Below are 13,374 nucleotides of genomic sequence, written 5' to 3' on the forward strand. Positions count from 1 at the left end.
CTGCGTCCGGGACTCCACTTGTCACTACCTTCCCTCACCATTGGAGATTCCATTCCCGCATCCCGTGGTGCGTGTCGTTATGGAACCGTGAAGCGGGGAGGGCGCCCGAGCGCGCGGATGATGCCGCTCCCACCGGCCAGACAGGCGATGGCGGCGACGAGCTCGGAAGGCTCGATGGGCTTGGAAGCATGCATCTGGAAGCCCGCGGCCAGCGCCCGGGCGTGATCCTCTTTCCGGGCGTAGCCCGTGAGCGCCAGGGCGGGCACATCGCCGCCGGCCTTGGGCCCCAGGTTGCGGAGCTGGCGGATCAGCTCGAAGCCGTCCTCGTTGGGCATCGCGACATCGGTCACGAGCACGTGGGGCCGGCGCGTCGAGATGATCTGGAGCGCCTCGCTCGCCGAGGCCACGGTCGTCACCTCGGCCCGGTGGCGGCGCAGCACCTCACCCAGCATCTCGCGGGTATCGTCCTCGTCCTCGACGACGACGACGTAGAGCCCCTCGAGGGTATTGGCGTCGTCCTCGCTCGGCTTCGCCAGCGCCGGGTCTGCGCTCCGCGCCGTCGACGGGATCGAAGGCAAGCGAACGGTGAACGTCGACCCCTGTCCCTGACCGGCGCTGTCGGCCAGCACCGAACCACCGTGCAGCTCCACGATGTGGCGCACCAGCGCCAGGCCGATGCCCAGACCGCCTTGCGCCCTCTTGCTCGTGCTGTCCGCCTGCCGGAAGCGCTCGAAGACGAACGGCAAGAAGTCCGGGTTGATCCCTTCGCCCGTGTCGTGAATGACCAGCGTGACCTCCCCCTCGCCGAGGGACAGGCTGACATCGACACCGCCCCCACGCGGCGTGAATTTGATCGCATTGGACAGCAGGTTGGAAATGACCTGCTGGAGCCGCTCCGAATCGCCCTGGATCTCGCACCCATCGATCTCGGCTTTGAGCGTCACCCCGCGCGCCTCCGCCGCCGGGCGGAGTGTATCGATCACGGCCTCGACGAGCGGACCGAGCTCCACCGTCGCAACGGAGAGCTTCATCTTGCCCGTGGTGATCCGGGAGATGTCGAGCAGGTCCTCGATCATCCGGACCTGCGCGTTCACATTGCGCTCGATCACTTCGAACCCCCGCTCGAACTTCGCCGGATCCATCGGGCTCGTCTGCAAGAGACGGGTCCAGCCGAGGATGGCGTTCAGCGGCGTGCGCAGCTCGTGCGAGAGCGTCGCCAGAAACTCGTCCTTCAGCCGATTGGCCTCGCGTGCCTCCAGGTTCAGACCGTTCTGGAGCGCGATCGATCCGAGCTGCGCGAGCTGGACCAGAATGGCCTCGTCGTCCTCCGTGAACTCACCCTGGACCCTGTCGGAGAGCTGGATGAAGCCCATGTTGCGGCCCGTCACCTCGGTGAGCGGCGCGGCCAGCACCCCGCGCAGGGGTGGCCCCATGGGCTCATCGGGCTGCCACTCGGGGTGCGCCTTGAGCTCGGCCTCGGTGAGCCGGATGGGGCGATTGCGCGCGTAGAGCACATCGTGCAGGCGCGTGAGCCCCGTCCCTGGCGCCCGTGTCGACCGGAGCGCCGGCCGGTAGCCACGAAACGCCGGGGCGAGCTCCTCGGCCAGAGAGACCGCCACGCGCGGCCGCTCCCCGGGGTGCCCGAGCGTCGCCACCGAGAACGCCTGCTTCGCCTCCAGGATGTCGCGCGCCGACTCCGTGATCGCCCTCAGCGTCGCGTCCAGCGACAGCGAGGCGTTGATGGCGATCGACGCGTTGGCCAGCTTGTTGAGCTGCGCCGCGCGGCGCTGGAGCGCCTCGGCTTGCCGCTTCACCTCCGCCGTCTTCTTGAACAGCTCCACGAAGACGCCGACCTTGGTCTTCAGCACCTCCGGATCCACCGGCGCCAGGATGTAGTCGACGGCGCCCAGCGAGTAGCTCTTCAGCGCGTTGGGCTCTTCCCCGAAGGCGGTCACGAAGATGATCGGCGTGTGACGCGACGTCCGATGCTGCCGGATCAGCTCTGCCGTCTCGAACCCATCCATGCCCGGCATGTTGATGTCGAGCAGGATCACCGCGAACTCCTGCTGGAGCACATGGCGGAGCGCGTCGCGCCCCGACATGGCCCGCACGATGTTCTGCCCCAGCTCTTCGAGGATCGTCTCCAGAGCGAGCAGCTTGTCCGGCTTGTCATCCACGATGAGGATGTCCACCGGCCCGGCCCCGCTCGGGGCGGAAGACTGGGGCACCCTCGTGCCGCTGGGTCGACCGCTCGGCGTGCTCATCGGTGCAACCACAACCTGAGGGCGGCGAGCAGCTGCTCGGTGTCCACCGGCTTGGAGATGTAGTCGTTCGCGCCGGCCTCCAGGCACTTCTCTCGATCGCCCTTCATGGCCTTGGCCGTCAGCGCGATGATCGGCAGCGCGTGGAACCTGGGCTCCGCGCGGATCGCGCGCATCGTGTCGTAGCCGTCCATCTCCGGCATCATGATGTCCATGAGCACGACGTCGACATCGGGTGTCTGGCCGAGCACCTCGATCGCCGCCTTCCCCGTCTCCGCATAGACTGTCTTCATCTGATGCGCCTCCAGCAGCGTGGTCATGGCGAAGATGTTGCGGATGTCGTCATCGACGATGAGCACCTTCTTTCCCACGATAACCTTGTTCGACTGATGAAGCTCTGCGAGCAGCTCTTGCTTGGACCCGGGTAGCGCCGGCAGCGGGAGATGCAAGAAGAGCGACACCTCGTCGAGCAGCCGCTCTGGTGAGCGGACGTGCTTCAAGACGAGCGACTGCCCGAGCCGCGCGATCCGCTCTTCATCGCTGAGCGACAGCTCCCCGGGCGTGTACAGGACGAGGGGCCGCTCCTTCTGCCCTTCTCGCCGAGCCATCCGATCGAACAGCTCGAACGCGCGCATGTCCGACAGATCCAGCCGGGTGACCACCACCTCGGGTGACGCGCTCTCCAGCGCGTTCATCGCGCTGCCACCCGTCTCCACGTGCTGCACCTCGACCCCGTCGATCCCGAGCAGCTTCGTCAGGGCCGCGCGCTCCCCCTCGTCGGGCTCCACGAGCAACACCCTGCGCTTCGGCGCCTTCATGAACTGAATGAGCTGCTCGAAGGCGGCGTCCAGCTCGTCGCGCGCCTTGAGCGGCTTGTGGAGCACCCCACGCGCGCCCAGCCGGAGCGCCCGCTCCCGATCCTCGTCCGTCGTGATCACGTGGACGGGGATGTGCCGCGTCTCCAGATCGTGCTTCATCCTGGCCAGCACGCGCCACCCGTCCACATCGGGCAAGTTCAGGTCCAGCGTGACCGCCCCCGGACGCCGCTCCCGGGCGAGCGCCAGCGCCGTCGAGCCCCGGTACGCCAGCAGCACCTTGAGCCCGTGCTCTCGCGCGACGTCCATCAGATACCGCGCGAAGTTCACGTCGTTCTCGACGATCAGCACCACCTGATCCCCGGCCTCGATCGACGTCCTGTCATCGATGATCTGGTTGATCAGGTGCGACGGCGGCTCCGGCGGCGCCCGGAGGGCGAGCTCTGCGCTGACCAGCGGTTGAGACGGTCTCGACTCGGAGACCGGCTCCTTCCCCTTGCGCCCCTTCGCCGGCGCATAGCTGAGTGGCAGCAGCAGCGTGAACGTGCTGCCTTCCCCGGGCACGCTCCGCAGCTTCAGCTCCCCGCCGAGCAGCCGCGCAATCTCGCGGCTGATCGCCAGCCCCAGCCCCGTCCCCCCGTACTTCCTGCTCGTGGAGCCGTCCGCCTGCTGGAACGCCTCGAAGATGATCTGCTGCTTGTCCGGCTGGATCCCGATCCCCGTGTCCGTGACCGCCATCGAGATCGCTGCCCCCGCGCGCTGGAGCGTCTCGTTCTCCGGATCCCAGCCCGAGCGGATCATGCCGACCTGGAACGCCACCTTGCCCTTGTCCGTGAACTTGAACGCATTCGACAGCAGGTTCTTGATCACCTGCTGGACCCGCTTCGCGTCCGTGTAGACCGCCCGCGGCAGGTTGCCGTCGAACTCCAGCTCGAAGCCCAGCCGCCTCGACTCCGCCACGTGGCGGAACGCCCGCTCGACATAGTCGTGCAGGTCCATGAACGACACCTCCGTGACGTCCACCACCACCGTGCCCGACTCGATCTTCGACAGATCGAGGATGTCGTTGATCAGCGCCAGCAGCTCGGCCCCTGACGAGTGGATCGTCCGCGCGAAGTCGACCTGCCGCCCGGACAGGTTGCCTTCCATGTTCTTCGAGAGCTGGTCCGAGAGAATCAGCAAGCTGTTCAGCGGCGTCCGCAGCTCGTGCGACATGTTCGCCAGGAACTCGGACTTGTACTTCGACGTCAGCGCCAGCTGGTGCGCCTTCTCCTCGAGCGCCTGACGCGCGTGCTCGACCTCCTGGTTCTTCCGCTCCACCTCCGCGTTCTGCTCCGCGAGCAGCCGCGCCTTCTCTCCCAGCTCCGCGTTCGTCTGCTGCAGCTCCTCCTGCTGGCTCTGCAGCTCCCGGGCGAGGGACTGCGACTGCTTCAGCAGATCCTCCGTCCGCATGTTCGCCTCGATCGTGTTCAGCACGATCCCGATCGACTCCGTGAGCTGGTCGAGGAACGCCTGGTGCGTCGGGCTGAAGCGCTCGAAGGACGCCAGCTCGATCACCGCCTTCACCTGCCCCTCGAACAGCACGGGCATCACGATGATGTTGACCGGCGGCGCCTCCCCCAGCCCGCTCGTGATCGTGATGTAGTCCGGCGGCGCGTTCACCAGCAGGATCTTCTCCTTCTCCAGCGCGCACTGCCCGACCAGCCCCTCGCCCAGCTTGAACTGGTTGTCGACGTTCTTCCGCTGCTTGTACGCGTAGCTCGCGAGCAGCTTCAGGCGCGGCTCCTCCTTCGTCGTGTCCATCGTGTAGAACACGCCCTGCTGCGCGCCGACCACGGGTGCCAGCTCCGACAGGATCAGCCGCCCCACGGTGAGCAGATCCTTCTGCCCCTGAAGCATGCGCGAGAACTTCGCGAGGTTGGTCTTCAACCAATCCTGCTCGCTGTTCTTCAGCGTCGTGTCCTTCAGGTTGCGGATCATCTCGTTGATGTTGTCTTTGAGCGACGCCACCTCGCCCTGCGCTTCCACGCGGATCGAGCGGGTCAGATCGCCCTTCGTCACCGCCGTGGCCACCTCGGCGATGGCGCGCACCTGCGTCGTCAGGTTCGCCGCGAGCTGGTTCACGTTGTCGGTGAGGTCCTTCCACGTTCCCGCCGCACCGGGCACGCTCGCCTGACCGCCGAGCTTCCCCTCGACACCGACCTCGCGCGCCACCGTGGTCACCTGATCCGCGAACGTCGCCAGCGTGTCGATCATCCCGTTGATCGTGTCCGCCAGCGCCGCGATCTCCCCCTTCGCATCCACCGCCAGCTTCTGCTTCAGGTCACCGTTGGCGACCGCCGTCACGACCTTGGCGATGCCGCGCACCTGGTTCGTCAGGTTGCCACCCATCGAATTCACGGAGTCGGTCAGGTCCTTCCAGGTCCCAGCGACCCCCGGCACGCTGGCCTGCCCACCGAGCTTCCCTTCGGTGCCGACCTCCCGCGCCACGCGCGTCACCTCCGATGCGAACGCGCTGAGCTGATCCACCATCGTGTTGATGGTGTTCTTCAGCTCCAGGATCTCCCCCCGCACATCCACGGTGATCTTCTTCGAGAGGTCACCGTTTGCCACGGCCGTCGTCACCGCCGCGATGTTGCGCACCTGGGCCGTCAGGTTCGACGCCATCGAGTTCACGGAGTCGGTGAGGTCCTTCCACGTCCCCGCGACCCCGGGCACGCTGGCCTGCCCACCGAGCTTCCCTTCGGTGCCGACCTCCCGCGCCACACGGGTCACCTCCGACGCGAACGACCGGAGCTGATCCACCATCGTGTTGATGGTGTCCTTCAGCTCCAGGATCTCCCCCCGCACATCCACGGTGATCTTCTTCGAAAGGTCACCGTTGGCGACCGCCGTCGTCACCGCGGCGATGTTGCGCACCTGGGCCGTCAGGTTCCCCGCCATCGAGTTCACGGAGTCGGTCAGGTCCTTCCAGGTCCCTGCGACCCCCGGCACGCTGGCCTGCCCACCGAGCTTCCCTTCGGTGCCGACCTCCCGCGCCACGCGCGTCACCTCCGACGCGAAGGCGCTGAGCTGATCCACCATCGTGTTGATGGTGTTCTTCAGCTCCAGGATCTCCCCCTTCACGTCGACGGTGCTCTTCCGCGACAGGTCTCCCCGCGCGACCGCCGTCGTCACCTCGGCGATGTTGCGCACCTGCGCCGTCAAGTTCGACGCCATCGAGTTCACGGAGTCGGTCAGGTCCTTCCACGTCCCGGCGACCCCTGGCACGCTGGCCTGCCCACCGAGCTTTCCTTCGGTGCCGACCTCCCGCGCCACGCGCGTCACCTCCGACGCGAACGACCGGAGCTGCTCCACCATCGTGTTGATGGTGTTCTTCAGCTCCATGATCTCGCCCTTGGCATCGACGGTGATCTTCTTCGAGAGATCCCCGTTCGCCACGGCCGTCGTCACCGCGGCGATGTTGCGCACCTGGGCCGTCAGGTTCGACGCCATCGAGTTCACGGAGTCGGTCAGGTCCTTCCAGGTCCCCGCGACCCCCTTCACCTCCGCCTGCCCACCCAGCTCCCCTTCGGTACCGACCTCCCGCGCCACGCGCGTCACCTCGGCTGCGAACAGGCTGAGCTGATCCACCATCGTGTTGATGACGTTCTTGATCTGCAGGATCTCGCCACGCACATCGACGGTGATCTTCTGCGTCAGATCCCCGTTCGCGATGGCCGTTGCCACCTTCGACACGTCACGGAGCTGCACCGTCAGGTTGGACCCCATCGAGTTCACGGAGTCGGTCAGGTCCTTCCACGTCCCCGCGACCCCCTTCACCTCCGCCTGCCCACCGAGCTTTCCTTCGGTGCCGACCTCCCGCGCCACACGGGTCACCTCCGCCGCGAAGGAGCTGAGCTGATCCACCATCGTGTTGACGACGTTCTTGATCTGCAGAATCTCGCCACGCACATCGACGGTGATCTTCTGCGTCAGATCCCCGTTTGCGATGGCCGTCGCCACCTTCGACACGTCACGGAGCTGCACCGTCAGGTTGGACCCCATCGAGTTCACGGAGTCGGTCAGGTCCTTCCACGTCCCGGCGACCCCCCGGACCTCGGCCTGCCCACCGAGCTTTCCTTCGGTGCCGACCTCCCGCGCCACACGGGTCACCTCCGCCGCGAAGGAGTTCAGCTGATCCACCATCGTGTTGATGGTGTTCTTCAGCTCCAGGATCTCCCCTTTGACGTCGACGGTGATCTTCTGCGTCAGATCCCCCCGCGCGACCGCCGTCGTCACCGCGGCGATGTTGCGCACCTGGGCCGTCAGGTTCGACGCCATCGAATTCACGGAGTCGGTCAGATCCTTCCACGTCCCGGCGACCCCCCGGACCTCGGCCTGCCCACCGAGCTTTCCTTCGGTGCCGACCTCCCGCGCCACGCGCGTCACCTCCGACGCGAAGGAGTTCAGCTGATCCACCATCGTGTTGATGGTGTTCTTCAGCTCCAGGATCTCCCCCCGCACATCCACGGTGATCTTCTTCGAAAGATCACCATTCGCGACCGCCGTCGTCACCGCCGCGATGTTGCGCACCTGCGACGTCAGGTTGCCGGCCATCGAATTCACGTTGTCCGTCAGGTCCTTCCAGGTCCCGGCGACTCCAGGCACGCTCGCCTGCCCACCGAGCTTCCCTTCCGTACCGACCTCGCGCGCCACGCGCGTCACCTCCGACGCGAACGACCGGAGCTGATCCACCATCGTGTTGATGGTGTCCTTCAGCTCCAGGATCTCCCCCCGCACATCCACGGTGATCTTCTTCGACAGATCCCCATTGGCCACGGCCGTCGTCACCGTGGCGATGTTGCGCACCTGCGCCGTCAAGTTCGACGCCATCGAGTTCACGGAGTCGGTCAGGTCCTTCCACGTCCCCGCGACCCCCGACACACTCGCCTGCCCACCGAGCTTCCCTTCGGTGCCCACCTCGCGCGCCACGCGCGTCACCTCCGACGCGAACGAGGCGAGCTGCTCCACCATCGTGTTCACCGTGCGCGCCGTCCGCAGGAACTCCCCTTCCAGCGGCCGCCCACCCCCATCGAGCGCCATCGTCTGCGACAGGTCCCCCTTCGCGACCGCGCCGATCACCCGCGCCATCTCGCTGGTCGGCTGCACCAGATCCCCGACCAGCGTGTTGACCGAGGCCACCGTATCGGACCACGCCCCGCTCACCTCACCGATCCAGGCCCGCTGGTCGATCTTCCCTTCCTTCCCGACGACCCGCGCGAGCCTGTCCAGCTCCTTGGCCATTTTTTCGTTCAGGTCGACGACCTCGTTGAAGGTGTCGGCGATCTTCCCCTCCAGTCCCTCGAGATCGATGGGCAACCGGACCGAGAAGTCCCCCTTCTTCAACGCGACCAGCGCGGCCAGCAGCTGACGGCCATCCAGACTGGACTCGGACGCACTCGAGGATCGGAGACCCGCAGGCGCACGACGGCTGGTGTTCGACTTCCCTCGTGAGAGGCTGCCGGCAGCTTCCTTCTCGTGGCCATTCTTGCTGCGCGCCGAGCGCTTCCGAAGCGCTTCCGGCGTCCCGCGACCCTTCTCCATGTCGTCCCTTTCGAGGAGCGTGCACCTCGGCGTCCGAACCTACCGACCTCGGCAGAATCGCACCCTGGAGCCCGTACTCTACGGACGATCCCTGACGGCGGAGTGACAGGGCTCCGCTTCAAATCCCGTCAGGGCCGACCGGATGGTGCCCGGGCAGTCACTTCAGGACGACGGTGTGTTGCACCACGCGCGCTACGGACTGCTGGTCCCGTAGAAGAACTTCATCACCTCGGGAAAACGTCGGCTCCAGGACAGCTCATCGTGCTCTCCCTGCGGGTCCTCGTTCCACGCGAGTTCTCCGGCCCCGTACCCGAAGCTCGCCCCCAGCAGCGTCACCATCTCTTGCCCCCGCGTGGTGGCTGCCGCCTCGATCTCCGCGTTGTGAAACCCACCACTCCGCACGAGACCCCAGTCGATCCAGACCCGCGGCCGCATGGCAGGATTTCCCAGCGCCGCGCCCGTGAGATCGAGCAAGGCAGAGCTGGCGAGCGCGCCCCCCGTGTACGCCCCCCCATGCACCGCATCAAGCCCCACCCAGAACGACGGTGACAAGCTCCCGACCAGCCCGAAGCTCTCGGAGCGCAGCGCCCCCACCAGGAACGCCCCCAGCCCACCGTGCGACGACCCGACGATCGCCGTCACCTCGCGCTCCCGTCGCGTCCGGTAATTCGCATCGATGAACCCCTTCACCCGATCCGCGAGGTAGTCCGCATAGCTGCTCACCCCGCAGCACACCCGGTTCGGCGCGAACTCCGCGTGCGTGTACTCCCGGTCGCGCGCGAGCGGATGCACCGCGACCACGATCACCTGCGGGATCGCCCCCTCCGCGTACAGCTCCGCGAGCCGAGCCGCCACGTCCCACGTCTTGCCCACACTCCCCGGCCAGAACGTGGTGTCCCCATCGTTCATGTACACGACCGGATACTGCACACAGCTCGACCCGTAGTCCCGTGGCAAGAACACGTGCACCTTGCGCGCCCCCGCGCCACCCACGTCGAGCGCGTCGTACGTGTGGAAGTACCCGGAGGCGAACCCCTCATCGTGCGCCCACGCCTGCTGGCCCCCGAGCGTGAACGGGGTAGGAGCCGCCGGCAACGGCTCCCCGCTCCCATCGCAACTCCCGCCAGCACCGCTGTCTCCCATACCACCTCCACCACCTGCCCCCGCCTCACCACCCACTCCACCTTCACCCCCGGAGCCACCCGGCCCCCAGCCGCTCGTGGCGCTGCTGCTCGTCGCGCTCGTCGTGCCCGCGCCTCCCGCGCCTGCTCCGGGTTCGGGCGCAGAGCAGCCAACCGTGACCAGAGCCAGCGGGACCATCACCAGAAGCGCCAGGGATTGCATGAAGCTCGAGCGACAGCCTACCTCATCAGACCCACCCGATGCCCCTCATCCCATGAGCTCCGCGCGTCCCCTCCAGCCAGCGCGACGCGCCCCCCTTCGGCCCTCCCTCAGGACCGAGCCAGCGCCCGCCCCACGTGCAGCCCCAGCGCGTAGATCGACATCTGCGGCGGCACCCCGATCGACGTCGGGAACAGCGACCCATCGGCCACCCACAGCCCCTCGACGTGGTGATGCTTCCCCTCGCTGCTCACCGCTGCCACCGCCGGATCATCCCCCATCGGCACCGACGCCATCGGATGCACTGCCGTCACGTCCATCGACCCTCGCGTCAGATCGAACGCGAGCAGCTCATCGAGCGCATCCCCCCGCTCGTAAATCCGCACCGGCCGCGAAGGAATGATCACCCGCCGCGCCCCTGCCGCGAACAGCAGCTTCGCGCACCCGTGAACCCCGCGCAGCATCTCTCGCCGATCCCCCGCATCCGGCCAGTACTCGATCTGCAGCCCCAGATCCCCATCCGGCCGCACCTGCCCTGCCGTGTGGTCGTGGATCATCGCCGTGAACGCCGCCAGGTGCGCGTACCTCCGCATCAACGACCGATGCGACCCCCCGTGACCGGGCAGCAGCGTCGCCGTCCCCACCGGGTGCGCGAACGCCGGGATGATCCACGCCCGCGGCCCATCCTCCCGCTCCAGATCCAGCAGCTCCGTGCACTCGTACGTCTGCGGAATCCCCTCCCACGCCCGCACCGGCTCATCGAACTCCCCCGCCGCCACCAGCGCCGGATGGATCCGCAGCCCCATCCCCGTCTCCCCCCCTGGATCCCGCACCCCCGAGCGCAAGAGCAGCGCCGGCGTCGACGTCGCCGACCCCGCCACGCACACCCGCGGCGCCTCCACCATCACCTCCCCCCGCGGCCGGTTCGTCTCCGGCGCAAGCCCCACCGCCGACACCCCGACCACCCGCCCCCCCTCGTGACGCACCCGCACCGCCTGACAGCGCGCCACCACCTCCGCCCCTGCCTTCACCGCCCGCGGCACCAGCACCTTCGCCGCGTTGTTCTTCGCATCGTACGCGCACCCCACCTCGCAGAACCCGCTCCCCACGCACCCCGTCCGGTTGTGCGAAACCCCGCCCCCTCGCCACCCGAGCGCCTTGCACCCCGCCTCCAGCAGCTGGTTGTGCCGGTTCCACTGCGCCCGCGGCACCGCCTTCACCTCCAGCAGCGCCTCCACCTCCTCGTACAGCGCATCCCACGCCGACACCGGCAGATGCTCCAGCCGCCGCTCCACCGCCCAGCGCGCACGGATCGACGCCGGGATCCGCTTGCACAGGTTCAGGTTGTGCAACGTCGACCCGCCCACCCCCTTCCCCTGGTGGATGTGCACCGCCCTGTCGGCCGTCGTCCGACCGCCCGAATCCCAGTACAACCGCGGAAACATCACCTCCTCCCGCTGCACCATGTCCGCTGGCGTCAGGAACTCGCCTGCCTCCAGCACCACCACGGACAGCCCCGCCTCCGCCGCCACCATCGCCACCATCGCCCCGCCCGCACCGGCCCCGATCACACACAGATCGGCTTTCACCTGGAGCGGCAGCGCCAGCGTCCCCGCGTCGTAGATCATCGCTGCGCCCCCTTCGGCCGCGCCCCCACCGGCGCCCTCATCGCGTCGTACGTCGGCCACTCCCGCCGCTCCGGCCCGTGCGGATCGTACCCCAGCGGCACCTGCGGCCCCCCGTACCCGAGCGCCCCCCACGTCGACGGCTGCTGGTAGTACCCCACCATCACCAGATCACGCAGCCCCTGGTAGGCCTGCGACAGCAACCCACCGCGTGCGCCGAGCCCATCGAGGAACGCCGAACGCTCTCCGGCCGACAGGCTCGTGAAGCGTCGCAGGCGGCCGCCCAGCGGCGTCGTCCCGTGCTCGATGAGAAGGAGCATCGCCCGCACCTCGCGCTGCGTCCCCGCGCTCATCCCCGTCAGGTAACGATCCACCCGTTCCGGGACGGACGCCACCGCCTCCGCGCTCACTGGCGCCGGCAACATCGCCTCCGCCGCTGCCTCCAGGACATGTGCCTCACGCACGGACAGCACGCCCCCCTGGAACGACGGCCGCGCCGGATACCCCCCCAGGAACCGCGCCCCCAGCACGCTCGCCCCCACCACCGCACCGACCGCGAACAGCGCCCGCCGACGTGATGCATCCGCGCCGGCAGGATCCTCGATCCGTCGCGCCAGCGCCTTTGGAAGCTTCCCTCGCCAGCCCTCGTCGTGGGGCAGGGGAGCCCGTCGCGCCGTCTGCCACAGCAGCACCGATCCACCGCGCATGCGCCCCGCGTCGGCGAGCAACCCCGCCATCGCCTTCCCCACGTACACCGGATCCAGCGCCAGCCCCTCTGCGGCGAGCAGCTCGCACGCTGCCAGCGACTCGGCCGTCACCACCCCATAACCCCGCCCCACCTGATCCCGCGCCACGACCAGCGGCACGGGCGGCGGCACCGGCCCCAGCCCGCGCGCCTCGAGCAGCGTCGCCAGCCCGCGTTGCAACGACCGGAGCCGCATCCGCGTCGAGATGAACCGCTCCACCACCGCCACCGCGACGACCTGGGCATCCACCCCGGCGTACGCAAGCCCCACCGACAACCCTGCCGCGAGCCCACCCGACCCGAGCGGGACATAGATCCGCGACGGCGCTTCCAGCTCCCCCGCATCGATCTGCGCCCGCAGCTCCAGCGCAGCCCGCACCAGCCCGACCAGACCCAGTGGCATGCTCGTTCCTGGCGGAACCGCCGGGTGCCCACCGACGAACGGCGAAGACGAGAGCATCAACGACGTTTGCCGCAGCCCGATCGCCGCCCGCGAGGGATGGAAGGTGAGCGAGGCTGCGCCGGAAGCCGTGAACGCAAGGTTGTCGAGGATCCCAGCCGAGACGGGCGTCCAGAAGAGGTGAGCGTGCACCTCGCGTCCCAGCGCGCTCCCTGCGGCGACCAGGGCCACCATGTTGCCCGACCCGATGCCACCGCTCCCCACCCAGGCCTTCGCCTCCGCGAACGGCGGTGCGGCCAGCACGTAGTCGAGCTTGCGCACCTTGGTGCCACCGAAGAGCGCGTCGCACAGATCGTCACGCTTGATGGCGAGGTGAGCGAGCCCCAGATCCGCCGCGAGCCGCGGCAACGCGGTGACTGGCGACGGCGCGCCGACCCACCCTCGTCGAGGAATGGCGTCGTCGAACGCTTCGAGCGAACGGACCATAGCGTTCATGCTCCTCCCGTGCGGACCGGCTGAGGTGTCGGCGCGCAGCTTGCCATGGAGACTCCTCGCGAGCCTACAGCGCGTCCCCGGTTACCGGAGTTTGCGCGCGGGGCGG

The 13,374-nt window shown here is 68.1% G+C and carries 5 protein-coding genes; all 5 read right to left on the reverse strand.

The window, feature by feature from the left end; genetic code table 11:
* Nucleotides 1-77: 77 nt before the first annotated feature.
* The gene (locus CMC5_RS07910; RefSeq protein WP_063796236.1) at nucleotides 78-2,264 is read right to left on the reverse strand and encodes a response regulator; all 2,187 of its coding nucleotides are present in this window, start codon (nucleotides 2,262-2,264) and stop codon (nucleotides 78-80) included.
* The gene (locus CMC5_RS07915; RefSeq protein WP_082362317.1) at nucleotides 2,261-8,662 is read right to left on the reverse strand and encodes a HAMP domain-containing protein; all 6,402 of its coding nucleotides are present in this window, start codon (nucleotides 8,660-8,662) and stop codon (nucleotides 2,261-2,263) included. The genes CMC5_RS07910 and CMC5_RS07915 overlap by 4 nt, the downstream gene beginning before the upstream one ends.
* A gap of 192 nt (nucleotides 8,663-8,854) precedes the next feature.
* Entirely contained in the window at nucleotides 8,855-10,006 is a 1,152-nt protein-coding gene (locus tag CMC5_RS07920; protein ID WP_218920239.1) for an alpha/beta hydrolase, read from the reverse strand.
* A 107-nt stretch (nucleotides 10,007-10,113) separates the two neighbouring features.
* Nucleotides 10,114-11,631, reverse strand: a complete 1,518-nt coding sequence (locus tag CMC5_RS07925; RefSeq protein ID WP_169796477.1) for a GMC family oxidoreductase N-terminal domain-containing protein — start codon at nucleotides 11,629-11,631, stop codon at nucleotides 10,114-10,116.
* Nucleotides 11,628-13,259 carry a pyridoxal-phosphate dependent enzyme gene (locus tag CMC5_RS47325; RefSeq protein WP_063796237.1) on the reverse strand — a complete coding sequence of 544 codons (1,632 nt, stop codon included), beginning with the start codon at nucleotides 13,257-13,259 and terminating at the stop codon, nucleotides 11,628-11,630. Before CMC5_RS47325 ends, CMC5_RS07925 begins: the two co-directional genes overlap by 4 nt.
* Nucleotides 13,260-13,374 lie beyond the last annotated feature (115 nt).

This window comes from Chondromyces crocatus, from assembly GCF_001189295.1.
Taxonomy (GTDB): Bacteria; Myxococcota_A; Polyangia; order Polyangiales; family Polyangiaceae; genus Chondromyces; species Chondromyces crocatus.

What these genes read in the sequence shown, in the direction of transcription:
- CMC5_RS07910 (WP_063796236.1), bottom strand. Translation starts at nt 2,264, where the DNA reads ATGAGCACGCCGAGCGGTCGACCCAGCGGCACGAGGGTGCCCCAGTCT.
- CMC5_RS47325 (WP_063796237.1), bottom strand. Translation starts at nt 13,259, where the DNA reads ATGGTCCGTTCGCTCGAAGCGTTCGACGACGCCATTCCTCGACGAGGG.
- CMC5_RS07915 (WP_082362317.1), bottom strand. Translation starts at nt 8,662, where the DNA reads ATGGAGAAGGGTCGCGGGACGCCGGAAGCGCTTCGGAAGCGCTCGGCG.
- CMC5_RS07925 (WP_169796477.1), bottom strand. Translation starts at nt 11,631, where the DNA reads ATGATCTACGACGCGGGGACGCTGGCGCTGCCGCTCCAGGTGAAAGCC.
- CMC5_RS07920 (WP_218920239.1), bottom strand. Translation starts at nt 10,006, where the DNA reads ATGCAATCCCTGGCGCTTCTGGTGATGGTCCCGCTGGCTCTGGTCACG.